The 20,023-nt window shown below is 42.5% G+C and carries 17 protein-coding genes, 2 tRNA genes and 1 pseudogene; 6 read left to right on the forward strand and 14 right to left on the reverse strand.

Going from position 1 to position 20,023, the window contains the following annotated elements; genetic code table 11:
* Window positions 1–29: 29 nt before the first annotated feature.
* From HMPREF9145_RS08435 to pyrE, 7 genes are all read right to left on the reverse strand, one after another.
* Window positions 30–1,025 carry a DUF4369 domain-containing protein gene (locus HMPREF9145_RS08435; protein WP_021825865.1) on the reverse strand — a complete coding sequence of 332 codons (996 nt, stop codon included), beginning with the start codon at window positions 1,023–1,025 and terminating at the stop codon, window positions 30–32.
* Window positions 1,022–2,695, reverse strand: coding sequence for a tetratricopeptide repeat protein (locus HMPREF9145_RS08440; protein ID WP_021825788.1), 1,674 nt, complete (start codon window positions 2,693–2,695; stop codon window positions 1,022–1,024). Before HMPREF9145_RS08440 ends, HMPREF9145_RS08435 begins: the two co-directional genes overlap by 4 nt.
* Before the next feature lie 23 nt (window positions 2,696–2,718).
* Window positions 2,719–2,804: transfer RNA gene (locus HMPREF9145_RS08445), tRNA-Leu, on the reverse strand.
* A 31-nt stretch (window positions 2,805–2,835) separates the two neighbouring features.
* Window positions 2,836–2,908: transfer RNA gene (locus HMPREF9145_RS08450), tRNA-Gly, on the reverse strand.
* 173 nt (window positions 2,909–3,081) lie between these two features.
* Window positions 3,082–3,657: a hypothetical protein gene (locus HMPREF9145_RS08455; protein ID WP_036907166.1), complete on the reverse strand. Its 576-nt coding sequence runs from the start codon at window positions 3,655–3,657 to the stop codon at window positions 3,082–3,084.
* A gap of 46 nt (window positions 3,658–3,703) precedes the next feature.
* Window positions 3,704–4,114, reverse strand: coding sequence for an SRPBCC family protein (locus HMPREF9145_RS08460; protein ID WP_021825900.1), 411 nt, complete (start codon window positions 4,112–4,114; stop codon window positions 3,704–3,706).
* Between the two features lie 247 nt (window positions 4,115–4,361).
* The gene (gene pyrE / locus HMPREF9145_RS08465; protein ID WP_007135043.1) at window positions 4,362–4,994 is read right to left on the reverse strand and encodes an orotate phosphoribosyltransferase; all 633 of its coding nucleotides are present in this window, start codon (window positions 4,992–4,994) and stop codon (window positions 4,362–4,364) included.
* A 566-nt stretch (window positions 4,995–5,560) separates the two neighbouring features.
* Here pyrE and HMPREF9145_RS14305 point away from each other — a divergent pair.
* From HMPREF9145_RS14305 to HMPREF9145_RS12975, 3 genes and pseudogenes are all read left to right on the forward strand, one after another.
* A pseudogene (locus HMPREF9145_RS14305) lies at window positions 5,561–5,644 on the forward strand (tetrahydrofolate synthase); the annotation flags it as partial.
* A gap of 221 nt (window positions 5,645–5,865) precedes the next feature.
* Window positions 5,866–6,084, forward strand: coding sequence for a tetrahydrofolate synthase (locus tag HMPREF9145_RS12970; protein WP_231369779.1), 219 nt, complete (start codon window positions 5,866–5,868; stop codon window positions 6,082–6,084).
* 221 nt (window positions 6,085–6,305) lie between these two features.
* On the forward strand, window positions 6,306–6,458 hold the full coding sequence (locus HMPREF9145_RS12975; protein ID WP_155945296.1) for a hypothetical protein: 153 nt from the start codon (window positions 6,306–6,308) through the stop codon (window positions 6,456–6,458).
* 270 nt (window positions 6,459–6,728) lie between these two features.
* On the opposite strand, the gene HMPREF9145_RS08475 is transcribed toward HMPREF9145_RS12975, so the two are convergent.
* From HMPREF9145_RS08475 to pckA, 4 genes are all read right to left on the reverse strand, one after another.
* Window positions 6,729–8,687 (reverse strand): alpha-L-arabinofuranosidase C-terminal domain-containing protein, encoded by a 1,959-nt coding sequence (locus tag HMPREF9145_RS08475; protein WP_021825873.1) that lies wholly within the window; start codon window positions 8,685–8,687, stop codon window positions 6,729–6,731.
* 102 nt (window positions 8,688–8,789) lie between these two features.
* A complete protein-coding gene (locus HMPREF9145_RS08480; RefSeq protein ID WP_036907168.1) occupies window positions 8,790–11,975 on the reverse strand; it encodes a glycoside hydrolase family 2 TIM barrel-domain containing protein in 3,186 nt (1,061 codons plus the stop codon).
* Window positions 11,976–12,536: 561 nt separating this feature from the next.
* Window positions 12,537–12,737, reverse strand: a complete 201-nt coding sequence (locus HMPREF9145_RS08485; RefSeq protein ID WP_021825789.1) for a hypothetical protein — start codon at window positions 12,735–12,737, stop codon at window positions 12,537–12,539.
* Window positions 12,738–13,115: 378 nt separating this feature from the next.
* Complete coding sequence (gene pckA, locus HMPREF9145_RS08490) at window positions 13,116–14,729, reverse strand: phosphoenolpyruvate carboxykinase (ATP) (RefSeq protein ID WP_007135031.1); 1,614 nt, start codon at window positions 14,727–14,729, stop codon at window positions 13,116–13,118.
* Between the two features lie 243 nt (window positions 14,730–14,972).
* Here pckA and upp point away from each other — a divergent pair, with 243 nt between their 5' ends.
* The 3 genes from upp to HMPREF9145_RS08505 all read left to right on the forward strand — a co-directional run bounded on the left by upp (window position 14,973) and on the right by HMPREF9145_RS08505 (window position 17,801).
* Window positions 14,973–15,632, forward strand: a complete 660-nt coding sequence (gene upp, locus HMPREF9145_RS08495; protein ID WP_021825790.1) for a uracil phosphoribosyltransferase — start codon at window positions 14,973–14,975, stop codon at window positions 15,630–15,632.
* Between the two features lie 417 nt (window positions 15,633–16,049).
* Window positions 16,050–16,385, forward strand: coding sequence for a 30S ribosome-binding factor RbfA (gene rbfA / locus HMPREF9145_RS08500; protein ID WP_007135025.1), 336 nt, complete (start codon window positions 16,050–16,052; stop codon window positions 16,383–16,385).
* Between the two features lie 171 nt (window positions 16,386–16,556).
* A complete protein-coding gene (locus HMPREF9145_RS08505; RefSeq protein WP_021825832.1) occupies window positions 16,557–17,801 on the forward strand; it encodes an FtsX-like permease family protein in 1,245 nt (414 codons plus the stop codon).
* A 103-nt stretch (window positions 17,802–17,904) separates the two neighbouring features.
* Here HMPREF9145_RS08505 and HMPREF9145_RS08510 read toward each other — a convergent pair whose 3' ends face one another.
* The 3 genes from HMPREF9145_RS08510 to HMPREF9145_RS08520 all read right to left on the reverse strand — a co-directional run bounded on the left by HMPREF9145_RS08510 (window position 17,905) and on the right by HMPREF9145_RS08520 (window position 19,997).
* Complete coding sequence (locus HMPREF9145_RS08510) at window positions 17,905–18,975, reverse strand: bifunctional methionine sulfoxide reductase B/A protein (protein WP_036907125.1); 1,071 nt, start codon at window positions 18,973–18,975, stop codon at window positions 17,905–17,907.
* 67 nt (window positions 18,976–19,042) lie between these two features.
* Entirely contained in the window at window positions 19,043–19,594 is a 552-nt protein-coding gene (locus HMPREF9145_RS08515) for an RNA methyltransferase (RefSeq protein WP_196809758.1), read from the reverse strand.
* Window positions 19,581–19,997, reverse strand: a complete 417-nt coding sequence (locus tag HMPREF9145_RS08520; protein ID WP_021825874.1) for a SufE family protein — start codon at window positions 19,995–19,997, stop codon at window positions 19,581–19,583. Before HMPREF9145_RS08520 ends, HMPREF9145_RS08515 begins: the two co-directional genes overlap by 14 nt.
* Between the last annotated feature and the right edge of the window lie 26 nt (window positions 19,998–20,023).

Genomic DNA, 20,023 nt, shown 5'->3' on the forward strand with positions numbered 1-20,023 from the left:
TATTGTAGGAGTGAAATGTCCACTAAAAATCAAATCATCTTTTCGACGCGGGCAATGAGATCATCGGTCGAAAGCCCACGAGCAATGATGCGACCCCGCTGTAACAAGAGATTATCTGGTACGGAAGTGAGTCCTAATTTGAGCACCAATGGTCCCTTAAACAACTGTTCATCACATACAACGGGCCATCGAACACCCTGACTTTCAAGGTTATCTTTGCAAGATTTTCGGCTTGCATCGAGGTTGATTCCAAGCAATTGGAGTTTTCCATTGGCACGCGTTTGCATATCAAGCAAGCGCTGTTGCAGTGTGGAACTCTCATAACTCCACGATGCCCACGTATAGATGATGGCAAGAGGAGCCGAAGAATAGGTTGTGGAAGAAATGGAATTGCCCTGTATATCCATAGCCGAGAATGCAGGAAGTCTATCAGAAGAGGCATCGGCAAGCGGCTTTATTTGAGCTAAAAGATGGTTCAAATAGCCATTGCGAGCCTGTTCTTTTTGCAATGAAAGCAACAAACGATAGGCTTGTTTGTAATTGGGCTGGGGCTTACGAAGTAGATATTTGTCAATGAGATAAGGGCCAACAGCCGATTCAGGATGATCATTGACAAAATATTTCACGTCTTTTTCAATCTCGGGGGGCGATGAATTAGCAATCTGATGACGGAACTTCGTCATCAGTTTATTGTCATCTGTTCCCGTGATTTCAAGTTCTTTGAGGTGTGAGGCGTCGCCTTCTACGTCGACAGAACCACCAGGTTGTGCAAAGATGGGTTGCTCAGAGAAGTTTGGAAAGACTATAACGAGCACGCCATTCTCTTCACATGGAAGCTCATAAGAGAAGCGTCCACCCTCTACTTTTATGGTATCTAAGCCTGTAATTAGGCCGTCGGGACTGTATACATAGAACTCACCTTGGTTGAGATTAGTTAGTCTTCCGTCGATTTCGAAATGGTGTTTATCGGTTCCACAGGCTGCCAACACCAACGTGAGTACTATGAGAATACAGAGTTTTTTCATCGATTTACTTTAGCAAATTCAAGGTCGTTCTTGGCATATTCGGCCAAAGAAGGATCCTTTTGCAATGCATCTTTCAAGTAGGTTGCAGCCGCATCATTCTTTCCTTGGCGTGCATTGAGCACGGCAAAGAGATAATATGTCAGTCCATTTGGCTGCTGAATAGCTTTCAATGTCTGTTCAGCTGCGACATAATTCTTGTTCATCAACTGCGCAAGTGCAGCGCTATTGTTGTTATTAAAGAGTTCATCCGAAGCGTTAGCATAGTTTCCTCGTGCGATATGTAGATTGCCAAGAACCTCATTAAAGCCGTTCGCCTCAGTGGCATCTGATAGATGTCGTTCTGCATCGGCAATTCTTCCGTGTGTCAAATCAATATAAGCCTTGTTGGCAAATGCCTCTGGTGCTTTGCGGTTTACTTGCAAAGCTTTCTCCAAATAGCTTTGAGCCGTCTGCTCATCACCATCGTTTAATGCCAAGGCTGCAAGGTTGTTATAAGCTCGGTAATCGCGATCATAGAGCTCAGTAGTCTTTTTATAGATGGCCTTCTTAGCGTTCTTGTCGTTTGTTAACGATGCCGCATAGAGCAATTCTTCAAGACTTAACTTCGTAGGATCAGCCGCATATTGCTGTTGAATCTGGTCATCGCTGCGACCAATTGTTTGATAATTGATAATCAAACGACTGCGACGGAGTTCTGGAAGGATGCCATCGGCGAGCTCACGGAAGCCTTCACTCATGTTACGTATTTGCTTTTCACGCTCTTGTGGGTCTTTATACATGGACAGAACGCGTAAGATTACGTCCTTATCTTGTATCTTACTCGCCTGAACGAGTTTCATAAAACCATCCCAATCCTGTGCAGTGTAGTGGGCATCTATGTCTGTTTTTAATTTCGTTCCTTTGAGTTGTTGCTTCACATAGCCTTCGCTGACGTTCTGACGCTTATTGGCTAACTTATCGTTAAAGCTGAAACCACCTTCTGGAGAGGCATAAGCTTTCACCTCAACATTCTTGATTGCCAGTCCCTCTCGGTCTGAATTGATGCGCTTAAGCATGCTAACAAACTCGCGAACACTATTGTTTTTTAACTCATTACTACGTAAATTAGCTTGGTTTATGAGGAATTTTACGTTGGCTTCTTGCTTGCGATCTATCACTCTTTGAAACGAATCGAGCGCCAAACAAGCACCGCCTTGGAGCATAGCCTTACGATAAAGTTCTGCTGTTGCAATGACTCCAGTGGCAACTTTGATTGCCGGGACATTGACTTTTGAATTTCCTATGCGTGCATTGAATGTCAAATACATGTCGCTTTTCTGCATGGCTGGCACATAATCAAATGAAGTTTTCATCGTGTAACGACCGCCAAGACGATAAGAAATCACCTTATCGTTGCCCATAACTTTCTCTCCTTGGAATGTCATTGGTTGTCCTTTGGCTACTTCTCCGCCTGCATATCTGAGCTCAGGAACCACAGTTACTATGGCCTTTTTATTCATAAATTTCTCTGGAAACTGTCCTTCCACTGTTGCAGGAACCTTTCCTCCAACCGTCTCTAAAGGGTTTGGACTAACTGAAAAGCTATCAGAAGTGAGCTTACCTAACTTAGAACATGATGTCATTAAAGCCAATGAGCACACTGAAAGAGTAAGAATAAGATTGTTGCGCATATCTATGAATTAAATTAAGGGTGTGCCGCGAGCGGGACTCGAACCCGCACAGCCATTACTGGCCAAGGGATTTTAAGTCCCTCGTGTCTACCAATTCCACCATTGCGGCTTTGGAAATAAGAAATAGTTTGTAACTATTGAGCGGAAAACGGGACTCGAACCCGCGACCCCGACCTTGGCAAGGTCGTGCTCTACCAACTGAGCTATTTCCGCAATTCAGGTTTTGCAAAGGTATATTCTTTTATCGAAACCGCCAAATAATTCTTCATTTTTGTTCATGAAAAAAAGCAAAACCTTTCGTGAATCGGTTCAAAACCTTTCCCTTTCAAGGTGTAAAAGTGAGTTAATTCTTTTCATTTTGTAAGACAAGGAATATCTGATTGCAATTAATTTACGCTTAAAATGCCGTATGGTCCCGTAGAAGATGCACGATAACGCGTTAGTTTTTTGCCACGCTCTCCACTGATAATAACTCCATTATTGTTAAGATTGTAGTGACGATGGCACACGTTGCAGATCGCAATCCCACCCGAAGCTAAATGCAACGGCTTACTACGCACTGGCAAAGATGAGGCATCAAAGCAGTTAGGACACTCCAAATCATAGGCATAAAACACTTGAGGATCACTCAGGTTTCCATAGCCAACAATGAGTCCATTGTTATATCCGAGCACATAATGTCCTTGTCTTTCGCGGTCGTTTTGAATGATTTTCTGACTCAATCCATCACTATTTGTGAACACATAATATGTGGCTCCACTGATAAATTGCTGTTGAATGATGCAAAAGATTCCACTATTTGGCGTCATGGCTTCAGCCAAACGAGCACATTGTCGCACGTTATTATTATACACGAAATAAGGACGAAAGTCACTATATTCGTTTTGAATCTTACCACAAGAGCAAACCAACAGCAAAGCCAACACTATCCAAATGCCTCGCCATTGATTAGGCTTTATCATTCGTATTCTTTTCAAATCGTCAAAAACAAGCCTCAAACCGCCTTGCTTACTCATAGTGAATAGCTTGCAAAGCATCAGCTATCTTCTCGATACCTTCGGTTAATGGTTTTGAAACCATCCCCTTAATGAATGGATTTAACTCGGCCTTGATGGTAAGTTTCATCTTACTTGTGGTTTCGGATACGGGCAAAATCTGAATCCAAAAGTTAAAAGGCAGCGGACTTTCTGCTGTTTCAAACTTAATACATTTAGGGGCTTCACGCTCCACAATGACTAATTTTACAGCACCCATTGGCGTGTTGATACCTATCGAATTGGTATCAAATGTAAGACCGTTTGCCTTATCTTCGGGGATACGATCCTTCACTTTATCTATATTATTCATGTCACTCAACAGGGCATAAACACGCTCTTGAGGATAGTCTATCTGTCGAATACTACTTTCAAATGTTGCCATTTAGTTTAATTCATAATTCATAATTCACAATGCATCATTACATATCACGCTTCACTTCCTCTCGCTTCAAAGCCTTCAACGCATGGGATTGCGCAATGCATCATTGCATATCACGCTTCGCTTCCACTCGTTTCAAAGCCTTCAACGCATGCTTTCACACAACATTTCATTGCATATCACGCGCTATTTCTCCCCTGTTTGGAGAGGCTGGGAGAGGCCTTTACCTCATAAGAAGTTTTATTTTATCTTATTTTTTCCACTTATCGGGAGCCTGACGCCAGTCATGTAACACCTCAACATCATGTTCACTGATGTAGCCAGTAGCTAATGCTTCTGCCACCACATGCTCGTAGTCAGTCAGTGTTTCAAGTCTAACATTGGCCTCACGAAAGGCATTTTCCGCCACAGGGAAGCCATAAGTGTAGCTCGCTACCATGCCAATAACCTCACACGCATTGCTTCTGATAGCCTCAACAGCCTTCAAACTGCTGCCACCTGTAGAGATAAGGTCTTCTATAACGACCACTTTCATGCCGGGTTTCAAGTCACCTTCTATCAAGTTCTCTAAGCCGTGATCTTTTGGTTTCGACCGAACATAAACGAAAGGCAAGTTGAGTTCGTCGGCCACTAAAGCGCCTTGAGCGATAGCCCCAGTCGCAACACCAGCTACTACCTCTGCTTCGGGGAAACATTCCAGCACTTTATGCACAAGCTCTAACTTCACATAATTGCGCAATTCAGGGTAAGACAGCGTCTTACGATTGTCACAATAGAACGGCGAAAGCCATCCTGAAGCCCATGTGAAAGGATTGTTTGGCTGAAGTTTAATGGCTTTTACCTGCAGCAATCTTGATGCAAAATCTCTCTTTAAGTTGTCCATTATGTTGAAAAATTAATGATATCGTATTGCAAAGTTAGGTTTTTTATCTTATAAAACAAATTTTTATGCCTTATTCTTTCGTTCGCTTGCCGTTTTAGAATGTGTCTATAAATACAATAAATCCCAACAACAGATAACATCATTTTAAGGTGGTTCGCAACCCTCTTGAAATCCTTCTTCACATCATCTAAATTAAAGTAATGTATATAATAAAAGATTTCACGCATCAAACAAAATGATTTTTCATGAAGAATACATTTGAAATGCAATCAACTCTCTACCTTATCTTCTGTAAGCCTCACGCTTTTCTGAACATGCTTATAATCAACCGATTATATTGTTCATGTCAAAGCATGATGAAAAATCGCATTATTCACCATATAAGTTGGTACAAATTGTTGTGTAAAATACGGTAGATTATACAATGATTTGCGTCATTTTACACGCTAATTTGCATCAAATGGTCGTGTGTTTTGCCATGTTTTACGCGATGAAATAACGCAAATCATTTTACGTTTCATTATCAACGACATCACACCCATAATTGTTTTATCTCGCAACGCCGTAGGTGTTGTTCTTTTGATAGCCCGGGGTTGGCGAGGAACGAGCCTACCCCGGGTAAACATTCGCAAGGAGATTCAACGCCATAGGTGTTGAGCTTTTTCTGTGAAGGCACGCTTATAATGAACCCTTTTATGGTGGATTAATCAAAAAAAGCGCAACACCGATGGCGTTGTTCCACGCCAACCACACGTTAACCCAGGGTAGCCTGCACTATCGTTTGGCAACCCTGGGCTATCAAAAGCGCAACACCTACGGCGTTGAAACGTGCATTTTGTAATACAATTGATAGCAATATACGAATAAACAAATGGCAAAACGGGGCAATATTCCAATGAATATACCCATCATGATGAATGTTGTAACTACGCAACGTCGTAGGTGTCACACTAATATTTCAATGAATACATCTATTATCATGAATATTCTCTTCTCGCAACTTGGTACGAGTTGTTCTTTTGATAGCCCGGGGTTGGCGAGGAACGAGCCTACCCCGGGTAAACATTCGCAAGGAGATTCAACGCCGTAGGTGTTGAGCTTTTTCCACGAAGACACGCTTATAATGAAACATTTTATGGCAAATTAATCAAAAAAAGCACAACACTTACGGCGTTGTTCCACGCAAACCACACATTAACCCAGGGTAGCCTGCACTATCGTTTGGCAACCCTGGGCTATCAAAAGCGCAACACCTACGGCGTTGAAATATTCATTTTATAATACAATTACGGACAACATACGAATAAACAAATGGCAAAACTGAGCAATATTCCAATGAATACATCCACTATTGCGAATGTCGCAACCACGCAACTCGGTACGAGTTGTGCTTCTGATAGCCCGGGGTTGGCGAGGAACGAGCCTACCCCGGGGAAACGTTTGCAAGGAGATGCAACGCCGTAGGTGTTGAGCTTTTTCTGTGAAAATATGGGTATAGCGAGGGAATTCATGGCGAATTACGCTTAGAAAGCGCAACACCGATGGCATTGAAACGTTTATTATATAATACAATTAATGCCAACATTCGAATAAATAAATAGCAAAATGTGGAAATATTTCAATGAATATATCCGTCATGTCGAATGTTATAACGGCGCAACGCTGTAAGCGTTGTTCCTTTGATAGCCCGGGGTTGGCGAGCAAAAGAGCTGGCAACCCTGGGTTATAACCAGCTTAAAAGCGATAAACAACAAACGATTTTGCTGGCACTTTCATTGAAACGACATTGCCATTTGCTTCTATCTCACTTGTTTGGGGTACGACATTGGTTTTATTTTCCAATGAGTTCACGGCACGTGGATTGTCACTGTGCAGGGTGATACACTTTCCTTTACCAAGCGTTTTCAATCCTTCGAACGTGACATTCACCTGCTTTTCGCGGTCATCTACATTGACAATCTTCACGACATACGCCTTTTCTGCCTTATCATATACGGCACTGGCATAGAGCTTTTCTTTGCCTTCAACAGGCTTTCCGTCTTCGGTCAGACGAAGAACATTCGTACCTCGGTTTGTAGCATAAAGCATTTGCACATACCAATTGACTGTACGCACACTCTGAAGATTGTCAAACCAGATGAGATCGGGACGCCATTGCCAACCCTCAACGTGTGCAAACAGAGGGGCATATGTAGCTTGCCACACGACATCGGCATTGCGTTCAAGTCCTGTCATGAAGGCCGCTTCGGACAAAGCTGCCTCAAAATTGTTCATCGCTACATTTGGTTGCTTGTCAAGTCCACGCACATGAGCTGCATATTCGCCTGCAAACACCTTCGGACCCTTACGATTATAGTGATCATATCGACCTGCATTGTTCAAGAACCAATCAGGAGACATGTAGTAATGTTCGTCAACAAGGTCGACACCGAGCTTGCGCATTTGTTGCCATCCATAGTCAAACTCCTTGCCACTTGCCGAAGGTCCTGATGAGCCGCATATCTTTATGTTTGGATATTTGGCATGAATCTGCTTCATAAATGCCTCTAAGCGTTCGGGATATAAAGGTCCCCATTGCTCATTTCCGATACCAATCTGCTTGAGGTTAAACGGAGCTGGGTGGCCCATGTCAGCGCGGACGCGTCCCCATTTGCTTGTAACGGGACCATTGGCAAACTCAATCAAGTCGAGCGCATCATCGATATAAGGTTGCAAGTCGGCCATAGCGGTGTGTGCATTTCGGTCGTTATCATCATTCTGATACTGGCAAGCGAGCCCACAACTCAATACAGGAAGCGGTTCGGCTCCTATCTTTTCAGATAGGAGAAAGAACTCAAAGAAGCCCATGCCTAACGTCTGATAGTAGTTTGGAAAGAGGCGATGTGGGAAGGTATAATTCCATCTATTCTCGTTCAAAGGACGCTCTTCTACGGGCCCGACTGTGTTCTTCCACTGATAGCGTGTAGCCAAATCAGTTCCTTCAATGATACAACCTCCGGGGAAACGGAATATCCCTGGGTGGAGTTCTGCGAGGTCTTTTACAAGGTCAGCACGCATCCCATGCCAGCTATCTTCAGGGAAAAGACTCACATGATCAAGGTCTACTGCCTCACCTTTTTCAAGGAAAATGCGAAGCAATCCCTTTTCAACGGTCTTATCAACCGTCAGCGTTGAGGTATATTTCTGCCATTGATTGCTCTTCACAGTGATTCTTGTTGAGACAATAGGTCGGTCTTCTTCATCAACAAGTTCAACGCGAAATCTTGCTGAATCGCCTTGCAACATGTGCAAACGAGCATATACAGAGAAGTCATAACACATGCCTTTCTTCAGTCCCATGCCGAAAAAGCCACGATTTTCCAAGCCAGTTCGCTTCTCACGATGCCCCGCATCAGAGAGTGTTATGTAGTGAGGATTGCGCGCAAAGGCAGGCTTTTGGTCGTTCACAGTGACATTACCGAAGGTGTTCCAACCCATTAATCGGTCGGGAAACTCAAACGAACGATTCTCTATCATCTCGGCATAGAGGCCGCCATCTGCCGCAAAATTGATATCTTCGAAAAAGATACCATACATTGTTGGCTGTATGGTTGCGCCGGGTTTAGTGTTGACAGTGAACTGATGTTGTGCGTTGATGCTGACAGATGTTAGTGCCGTCATCAATAAGGTGGATAAGATTTTCTTTGTCTTCATATTAGGTTATTGTTGCATTATCAATGGTTTTATAGTCGCAAAAATAAGAAAATCCACCTCATTGGAGGTGGATTTTATGGGTTAAAAGGTGGATAAACCACGTTATTTCACAATAGGACGCAATGAGAACTCATAAGTTCTGTCACCATAGTGCAGGCGATAACGCTCCAAAGGCCACTCACCCCAGCTATTGGTTCCACCCACTCCAGTTTGTTCTTTGTCGATACAAAGGTTGGTGAAAGATGACTTTTTAACTTGATAACTATGGCGTTGTCCCTTCTCAAGTCCATCATCAAGGTCGGCAATCGCATAGTGGAGAGCTGACATAGAGAGGTCACCAAGCTCACCATGTATTTCAAGTCCTGTACCCGAAGCATTGGTCTGTTGCCACCATTTGACATCTTGTTTCGTGCCATTTTCCTGTGGACGGATGTAAGGGAAGAACTGATTGTCGGCTGTTTGCTTATAGATGCCGATGCGTTCTGAAGCTTTTCGGTCGCTATAGTTCTCTATTGGACCACGTCCAAAGTATTGAATCTGGTCCATGTTATACGGCATTTGCATCACCATTCCGAAGCGAAGCATATCGCTAACCTTGGCATTCTTGTCAGTGATCATCTGCATCTTGACGTTCAATTCACCACCATCAAGTACCATATAGGTTAGTTTCAACTGAGCCTTCACAGCTGGCATATCGTATAAAGCAGTGACTATGGGATCTTTATGTTCCTTGTCTCGTGCAACCATCTGTACGTTTAGCGACTGCAATTTCATTTCAGGATTGCGCCAAACACCAAGCTTATGCTGGAAGTTAGCACCCATATCATTGTCTGTAAGCGCTCTCCAGAAGTTGGGTTTCAACGTGCCGCCATTGCCTAACATGTTAGTTCCGCCAACCTCATACTGGGTCAACCAGCCTGTTGTTCGGTCGAAGCCAAAGGTGAAGTTGTTGCCAGTGATACGTATTACAGATTCATTTTTCTTATCGATAATCTTTGCTTTTGCAGATAAAGGCTCACGCATTGCGTGGTCAGCTACAGCATCTGATTCCAATTGTTGATATGCAATCGTCTGACCTTGTGCCATTAATGGCTCTGCATTCTTTAACTGATAATCAACATTAAGATATTGAACGAAGTCCATATTCTCGGCAAAAGGCAACTGGATTTCGGCCGTTTGTTGGGGCTGAACATTCAAATTGTCAACATAACCAGAGGCAAGTTCCCTTCCGTATTCATCCAAAGCCGTCCACTTCAAGCGGTAATCAGAGAGATCACGGAAGAAGTTTTCGTTCTTAACGCGTAGCTTTCCAGCCTGTAAGTCTATGGGGTCTGTCCATATATTTTGATACTGATAAGCCAGTTCATAGGCATGAGGATTGAGCTGACGGTCAGGACCTATGATACCATTGCAGTTGAAGTTGTTGTCTGAAGGGTCATAATTGTTGTAGTCACCACCATAGCAATACTCCTCTTGATTACCCGTTCCAGGCTCTAATGAAGCAGCTTTAGCCTCATAATCAGCTAAGGTTCGTGATGCCTTAAAATTGAGATTCTTGTGCAATCCCTGGTCAACGAAGTCCCAATCAAAGCCTCCTTGATACTTAGGATACTTGCGAATTAGGCGCCAATATTCGGCAAGATTTCCTCCCGAATTACCCATTGTATGGTTGTATTCACACTGGATAAGCGGCATGGTTTTAGTCGAATCAAGACAATATTTCTCACAGTTTGCAACAGAATAATACATCGGACAGAAGATATCTGAAGCTCTTGAACCCTTCCAAGCAGCCTGTTCATACTGCACAGGACGTGAGGGATCATATTGCTTTATCCAATCATACGCCTTATCGAAATGGTCACAATACCTACTCTCATTACCCAAACTCCACGTGATAATGCTTGGATGATTGAACTGCATCGCTACATTATGCTGATTGCGTTGCATCACAGGAGTAGCAAACTGAGCCTGTATCATCAGCGAATTATCATCATATCCGAGGCCATGGCTTTCTTGATTAGCCTCAGCAACGACATAAAGGCCATACTCATCACAAAGGTCATACCAGCGAGGATCATCGGGATAGTGGCACGTTCTGACGGCATTGATGTTCAAACGCTTCATGATTTTGATGTCTTGAATCATGCGATCGAGCGTCACAACATAGCCTCCATCGGGGTCAACTTCATGGCGGTTGGCACCCTTTATGAGGATAGGCATACCATTAACAAGCATTTGCGAGCCTTTGATTTCAACCTTTCTAAAGCCCACCTTCTGTGTGATAACCTCTTTTACCTGGCGTTTTTGGTCTTTCACCGTAGCCACAAGAGTATATAAATAAGGTGTCTCTGCTGACCATTTCTTTACGTTACGCACCATGAAATGCACGTTTCCGCGTTGTCTTCCCTTAAAGTTTGACTCACTCTTTACTATGGTTTTACCATTCGCATTGAGCAATTCGAAGTCTATAATTGGGTTTCCTTTCGCAGTAACCGCTATCATAGCGTCTCCATCTGTGTAGTTATTTGTGAGATCAGGAGTAATGCGAATATCATCAATATGCACGTTTGCATCACGAGAATACAAGTAACATTCGCGTGCAACTCCACTTAAACGCCAGAAGTCTTGGTCCTCACTATACGATCCATCACACCATCTGAAGGTCTGAAATGCTATGAGATTCTCTCCAGGTTTGAGGTATTTTGTAATGTCATATTCGGCAGCTACCTTACTATCTTCAGTGTAACCAACGTATTGTCCGTTTACCCACAGGTACATATTTGACGTTACCGAGCCGAAGTGGGCTATCACTTGACGTCCTTTCCACGTGTCAGGAAGCGTTATGGTTCGACGGTAACTACCAACATGATTGTCTTTAATGGGCACCTGAGGAGGATTATTTTTGAAGTGTCCTCGCCATGCAAAACCGACATTTAAGTATACAGGATCTCCGTAACCATTGACTTCCCATATACCAGGTACAGCCAACTTGCCCCATGAAGCGTCGTTAAACGTCGTCTTAAAGAAGTCGGTTGGGCGTTCATCGGCATTAGGAACCCAATTGAATTTCCAGTCGCCTTCGAGCGAAAAGTAGTTGTTTGATTGCTTCTTATCACCCTTCATTGCTTTATCATTAGACTCAAAAGCGAAGAAGTTTGTATGCAAAGGAAAACGATTTACCTCATTAACGGCACAGTCATGCCATTCAGTAAAGGTTGGTTGTTGTTGTGCATGGCTGCATAATGGACTTGCCATCGCTACCAGTGCAAACATTAGTTTTGTATTCATATCTTTATGGTTTGAAGTTCTTAGGTATTTGGTTATGTGCACAAAGATACGTAAAAAAAACATACCCTGCAAATAATGGTGATGAGAAAAGTATCTTATCAACTCGTCTATGGCAGAAAGTTAGAAACTTTTTCCTATGAAAAGAAGATTGATTTATATCAAAAATTCACGAAGGTTTTTATTGAAAAGTCATGTCGCTACAATCTATTTTTGAAATAATTTATACTTTCGCGCCCACAAACAACAATAGGTTTTTAGGTAAGCAAGATTTATTTTAAGAAACGAAATAGGTTTAGCTAACGAAAGGAAAAGGATTAGTGTTCAGGCAAAACGATTTGAAAATAGGATTAGTCAAAGGTGAAAGTAAGATTGTTTTAAGGGATAATCTATTTAAAGTTTTAGGTTTTTAGTTATTGAATTTAGGTTAAAGGTTGTTTGTAATGACAAGAAAGGTGGTGTCGAAAGTCGGCCCACCAATGACAATCGGGGTGAGAAATCAACTCCGATTTTTTCATTTTATAGAAGGTTATGTTTGTAATAGTGCGCAAAAAAGTCTGCGTTCTATTCAGAAAGTAGCATATTTGCCGTTTCTTCGGGTGTGTTAAAAGGCATCCCAAAGGCTAAATCGTCATCTGAAAATGAGGCTAACCGCGCGTTAACTTCTTTTTCTGTAAGCTGCAATTCACCATTATCTTTCGTTGCAGACAACATGCATTGTCTCACCGCCTCGCGATATTCGTCTATTAATTTCTTTTCTTCCATATATATAAATAGGTGTAACTCGTAAATGTTTTGTTCCTGCTAAGCAGATAACTTAAATTATTCTGTAATGTCAAAACCCTGAGAAAATGACATAAGGCAATACCATTCATGAGGTAAAGACTATAGGCAAAATTACTGAAATATTTGGGAAGATTTATGCTTTTCCCTCATATTTTTCTTTAGAATAATAAAGACTTCTCATTCTATGCTATTAAAATAGAACACAATGCAGATGTAGGAAGATAAATAAAAACGACCAAAATCCTCACAAAATGGCATAAAAAAACCTTGCAACACATTTGCATTGCAAGGTTTATTATATTCTTCCGACTCATACACCTTATATATATAAGGAGAGAGTCGAGTCGGATGCGATGATTAAAGCTGTGGACCAGCAGCAACAAGTGCCTTACCAGCCTCATTGCTTTCATACTTCTTGAAGTTCTTAATGAAGCGAGCAGCCAAATCCTTAGCTTTCTCTTCCCACTCAGAAGCATTCTTATAAGTGTCACGAGGATCAAGAATCTCTGTAGCAACACCCTCCAACTTCGTTGGAACAACAAAGTTAAAGTAAGGAATAGTCTTTGTAGGAGCGTTGTCAATTGAGTGATTTAAGATAGCATCAATGATACCACGTGTGTCACGAATTGAGATGCGTTTGCCTGTACCATTCCATCCAGTGTTAACCAAGTAAGCCTTAGCGCCACTCTTATCCATCTTCTTTACCAACTCCTCTGCATACTTAGTTGGGTGCAATTCGAGGAATGCCTGACCGAAACAAGCTGAGAATGTTGGAGTAGGTTCAGTGATACCACGCTCTGTACCAGCCAACTTAGCGGTGAAACCAGAGAGGAAGTAGTACTTCGTTTGCTCTGCGTTGAGGATAGAAACAGGAGGAAGTACACCGAAAGCATCAGCTGAAAGGAAGATTACTTGCTTAGCAGCTGGACCCTGAGATTCAGGACGTTGGATGTTCTTAATGTGGTAAATAGGATAAGAAACACGTGTATTCTCAGTGATACTCTTATCATTGAAGTCAATCTTTCCATCCTTATCTACGGTTACATTCTCAAGAAGAGCGTCGCGAGTAATAGCGCCATAGATGTCTGGTTCAGACTCTTTGTCAAGGTTGATAACCTTTGCATAGCAGCCACCTTCAAAGTTAAATACGCCCTTGTCGTCCCATCCGTGCTCGTCATCACCGATGAGTTTGCGCTTAGGATCAGTTGAAAGAGTTGTCTTACCCGTACCAGAAAGGCCGAAGAAGATAGCAGTATTCTCGCCGTTGAGGTCTGTATTAGCAGAGCAGTGCATAGAAGCCATGCCCTTAAGTGGCAAGAAGTAGTTCATCATTGAGAACATACCTTTCTTCATTTCACCACCATACCATGTGTTAACGATAACCTGCTCTTTAGATGTTACGTTGAACATTACACAAGTTTCTGAGTGCAAGCCGAGTTCCTTATAGTTCTCAACCTTTGCCTTAGAAGCATTGTATACGATGAAATCTGGCTCTTGATCGAAGTCAGCTTCATTCTTTGGACGGATGAACATGTTTGTAACAAAGTGAGCTTGCCATGCAACCTCAACGATGAAACGAATCTTCATGCGAGTATCTTTGTGTGTACCGCAGAAACCATCTACTACAAACAAGCGCTTGTTTGAAAGCTCTTTCTTAGCTATTTCCTTAACAGCTTTCCATGCTTCTTGACTTGCACGATGGTTATCATTGTGGTATTCCTCTGAGTCCCACCACACTGTATTATGAGATGTTTCATCATCAACGATGAACTTATCCTTAGGAGAACGGCCGGTATAGATACCTGTCTTAACGTTGATAGCGCCAAGTTCTGTCTCCTGACCTACCTCAAAACCTTCGAGACCTTCTTTTGTCTCTTCATTAAACAACACCTCATACGTAGGGTTGTAAAGTACTTCTGTAGTACCTGTAATGCCGTACTTCTCAAGTACTGATTTGTCAAACTTTGCCATTTCTTAAATGTATTTAAGTTGTGAAATTAAATTTGTCGTTATGTTATTCTTGAATTTCTTGACGGCAAAGTTAAGGAAAAAAATATATATATCCCAACTTTCGAGCTCTAAAATTCAGTCGATTTAGGTCGTTTCTTAGTTAAAGTTGTTAAAAAGAATCAGTCAATAAACACATTTGTAAGACTCACTTTGCAAAAGAAGATAGAATTAAATACCTTTGCAAAAATTAATTCGAAACAACCTATGAAAATTGTAAACTTCTCCGAGAAAAATAGTATTATTAACCAGTATCTGGCCGAAATGAGAGACGTTGACTATCAAAACAATCGACTACTCTTTAGGAACAATATCATGCGTATAGGCGAATTTGAAGCTTTCGAGATATCAAAGACGTTGCATTATGAGGCAAAAGACATCACTACTCCATTAGGAATCTCACGCGTAAATGTGCCTACTGACAAGATTGTTTTAGCCACTATCTTTCGTGCCGGCCTACCTTTTCATAATGGGTTTCTCAACATCTTCGACCATGCTGGCAATGCTTTCGTGAGCGCATATCGCGAATATAAGGACGCCGAACACCACGAAGTGGGTATTCATATCGAATATCTTGCCACACCAAATATTGATGGAAAGACGCTGATTATTGCCGACCCAATGCTTGCAACAGGTGGAAGCATGGAGTTAGGCTTTAAGGCTTTCCTCACAAAGGGCACGCCTAAACAGATTCATGTGTGCTGTGTCATCGCCTCACCTGAGGGCATTGACCACATCAAAAAGACCTTCCCAGAAGATAAAACCACAATATGGTGTGCTGCCATTGACCCTGGAATGAATGAACATAAGTATATCGTCCCGGGATTTGGTGACGCTGGTGACCTCTGTTATGGGGAGAAACTATAACCCCATTACCTCTCTACAACCTGCTTCCGATAACCTCTTTGCGAGCTACTATCGGAAGCATCACGCCATGACAAACCACCTTTTTAAACATCATCAGCCCATAATGCATGCGTAAAGTGACGCATTTCACACGATGAAATGACGCAAATCACCGCATGAAATGCATCAAATTGCGCGGTCATTTAACGCAGTTTACACCTACCCTCCTTTTCCTTTATAGGATAAAACCATGCATCATGGCTCATAAGGTAATGGGGTGTATAAGAACATTCGACTAAAATAGGCAATTGTCTCACGGCTATACGCAAAGCCTTCAGCACCATTATATTTCGCGCTTCATACGTAAAAATCTTGTGGATTGCTGCCCGATGAGCAGAAAAATAAGTATCTTTGCAACAAAGATTAATTCGAATTATTATGCAAGAAACAAGACAAAACCGCATATCAAGACTGTTACAGAAAGAACTTGCGACTATCTTTCAAGAGCAAACTCGCCAGATGCATGGCGTGATGGTTAGTGTTACGCGCGTTAAAATCAGTCCCGACTTGAGCATTTGCACGGCATATCTGAGTATATTTCCAAGTGAGAAGAGCGAGGAAATTCTAAAGAATGTCACCGCAAACACAAAGACTATACGTTATGATTTGGGTTGCCGTGTGCGCAATCAACTGCGTATTATCCCCGAACTTCGATTCTTTATAGACGATAGTTTGGACTACATTGAGCGCATAGACGAGCTTTTGAAGAAATAAATCCAAGTGTAACCTCCTCGCCGCCGCCCCTAAACCATTGTGTCACTGCTGTGTACAAACAATGCAAACGAAGGTCGGCTGTTCTACCCAACAAGCTGTTTTGAGTCAAAACAACCGCTGTTTTATGTCATTAGAACAAAGGAGTGAGGAGACGAAGTGAGTTTTTCTTTTATGAATTTTCCTTTATATATTGCCAAGCGTTACCTCTTTTCAAAGAAGAGTACGAATGCAATCAACGTGATATCTGTTATCTCGGTGATTGGCGTTGCCGTGGCAACGATGGCCCTTGTAATAGTGTTGAGTGTCTTCAATGGCTTTCATGACCTCGTGGCTACATTCTTTACGAACTTTGATCCACAACTCGAAGTGGTGCCAACCCAAGGAAAGACGGCTCCGAGTGATGACCCTTTATTGGCAAAGATGAAGGCTTTGCCGGCGGTAGATGTAGCCACCGAGAGCGTGGAAGACCAGGCTTTAGCGCTATATAAAGGTCAACAGGCGATGGTAATTGTAAAGGGTGTCGACGACAACTTTGACCAGTTGACGCACGTTAAAGACATATTGTTTGGTGACGGCACGTATAGTTTGCACGCAGGAAACCTGCAATACGGCATCATGGGCATCAGATTAGCGGCTGCTTTGGGTACAGGTGCGCGCTTTGGAGACTATCTTCGCATCTACGCTCCACAGAAAGAAGGACAATTTGACGCTGCAAACCCAACCCAAGCCTTTGTGGTTGACTCGCTCTTATCCCCCGGAGTGGTGTTTGCAGTCAATCAAAGCAAATACGACAAGAACTATATCATCGCGCCAATTGCCTTTGCCCGTAACCTGTTTGGACAGCAAGGACGATTGTCTTCGCTTGAGTTCAGACTGAAAAATGGCAGCGATTTAGATGCTGTTAAGAAAGAGATGCAGTCAATAGGTGGGTCAAAATACAAGGTAATGGACCGCTTTGAACAACAAGCCGACACGTTTAAGATCATGCAGATTGAAAAGTATATAGCTTATATTTTCCTTACTTTCATCCTCATAGTAGCATGCTTTAACATCATAGGTTCACTCTCAATGTTGATCATCGACAAGAAAAACGATGTGACAACGCTGCGGAATCTCGGTGCAAACGAGCACCAAATATCTCAAATTTTCCTATTCGAAGGCTGGTTGATTTCGGCATTTGGTGCGATTATCGGTATTGGATTGGGACTTCTGTTGTGTTGGTTGCAACAGCAATATGGCTTTGTTTCACTCGGAAACAGTAGCGGAACCTTCATCGTAAACGCCTATCCTGTCAGCGTACATTATACAGATGTGTCACTGATTTTCGTCACTGTGCTCATCGTTGGCTGGCTGGCGGTGTGGTATCCCGTAAGGAAAATCCTTGCGCCTGCAAAGTCTTTGAAGAAAGAAGTCTAAGAACTTGTGTTCTATCGGCAATGTAGTGGTCGAATCACTACATTGCATAGTTTTGAAAAACACTGTCGGAAAGCAAGGTAAGATAGCCGATGATGCCTGCCAACTATGGTTGTTTCATGCGCGCTTTTCGTGCCATTTCAAACAAACTTTGTGGCAGATGACAATATCCTGTGGGGTTCTTGTCGAGATAATCTTGATGATATTCCTCAGCCGAATAAAAGTTTTTCAGCGGCGAAACCTCCACTCTGATAGGCTGTTTGTAATGCTTTTGTTGCGCCTTTATAACGGCTTCAATCATCGATAGGTCAGCTTTGTTGGTGTAGTATATGCCTGTTCGGTATTGCGTTCCGCGGTCGTTGCCCTGCTGATTGACTGAAGTGGGGTCGATAGCCCTAAAATATAAGTCTAACAAAAACGCCAAACTAACTTCTGAAGGGTCGTATTCCACCTTTACAGTTTCGGCAAATCCCGTTGTGTCGGTACACACTTCGTGGTATGAAGGATGTGGCGTGTGCCCATTGGCATAGCCAACCTGCGTAGCCTTTACCCCATGAACCTGTTTAAAAAAGTGCTCTGTTCCCCAGAAACAACCGCCTGCAAGACAGATGGTTTGCAACGGATGAAGCAGTGAGAGATAAGCTCCGTAGCCCTCTTTTGCCATGTCTTGTTCGGGAATGAAACGCAAAGCACCACTATTAATGCAGTAGCGTTGGCCGCCTTTTTCACGTGGTCCATCGTTAAAAACATGTCCTAAGTGAGCGTCACCAAGCTTACTTTTCACCTCGGTGCGCGTCATTCCGTGAGACAAATCGGTGTTTTTGACAATCAAATGTTCGTCAATTGGGCGCGAGAACGCTGGCCATCCACAACCTGAATCATATTTATCGGATGAGAGAAACAAAGGTTGTCCTGTGGTAATATCTACGTAAATGCCTGGTCGAAACTCATGGTCGTAGGCATTAACAAAGGGGCGTTCAGTCGCCGCTTGTTGCGTTATAGCAAATTGTTCGGGCGTAAGCGTCTTCCGAAGTAGCTCTTCACTCGGCTTGCTATAATGGTTTGTGTCGTTAATTTCCATAAACTTTGCATGTTCATTTGTTTGATTTTTACTCATATTCTGACAAGAAAAGAGCAATGAAATAAGTACAATAAAAAAATAAATTCTCTTTTTCATACGTCTCAATAAAATGATTTTAAGCCATAAAGAAAGGCTTTCTATTCCACTATTAACTTGTTTTTCCCTACTCAAACAATAGTTTTCGCGTAAATTCCCACATCACAATACCGGCTGTTGTGCTTACATTGAGACTGTGCTTTGTACCAAATTGAGGAATTTCAAGGCAGCCGTCACTCATGTTAACAACCTCTTGTTTGACACCCTTCACCTCATTTCCAAAGACAACAGCATAGCCTTTAGCCTCTGAAGTCTTATCTATCGTGAGGTTTTGTAGCTTTATACTGCCCTCAACTTGCTCTATACTATACACAAAGTAATCGTGACTTTGCAACTCCGTTACAGCGTCTTCAGCACATGAAAAATATCTCCACGCAACACTATCTTCGCCTCCAAGCGCCGTCTTATGAATCTCAGCATTCGGCGGAGTGGCTGTAATACCGCAGAGATATATGCCTTCTATGCGGAAAGCATCACCCGAACGGAAGACACTTCCCACGTTATATAGGCTCCGAACATCATCTAAAACAACGACCAAAGGAAGCTTTTTAGCCTCCTTAAACTCGTCAATTGAGAGACGATTCATCTCTATTGTGCGCAACTTTCTATGCATTTGCATATACTAAAGCGTATGACTTTATGCGCTTAACCATGGCGAGTAAACCGTTACTTCGCGTCGGACTTAGGTGGTCTTTCAAGCCAATTCGATCGATGAAATAAAGGTCAGCATCGAGAATTTCCTTTGCAGTATGCCCACTAAATACCTTGATTAGTAATGCAATAATGCCTTTTACGATGAGTGCATCGCTATCAGCCGTGAAGAAAAGCTGGCCATTTTTCACGTCACATTGAATCCAAACACGACTCTGGCAGCCATCAATGAGGTTGTCATCGTTCTTATATTGCTCACCAAGCGCATTCAATTCGCCGCCCAAGTCAATGAGCAGTTGATATTTATCCATCCAATCGGTGAAGTCATTAAACTCTTCAATCACTTCATCTTGAGCTTCGTTGATTGTCATAATTAATCATTTATCAATATAATCCT

Origin of the sequence: Segatella salivae F0493 (genome assembly GCF_000477535.1) — a bacterium.
Lineage (GTDB): Bacteria > Bacteroidota > Bacteroidia > Bacteroidales > Bacteroidaceae > Prevotella > Prevotella salivae.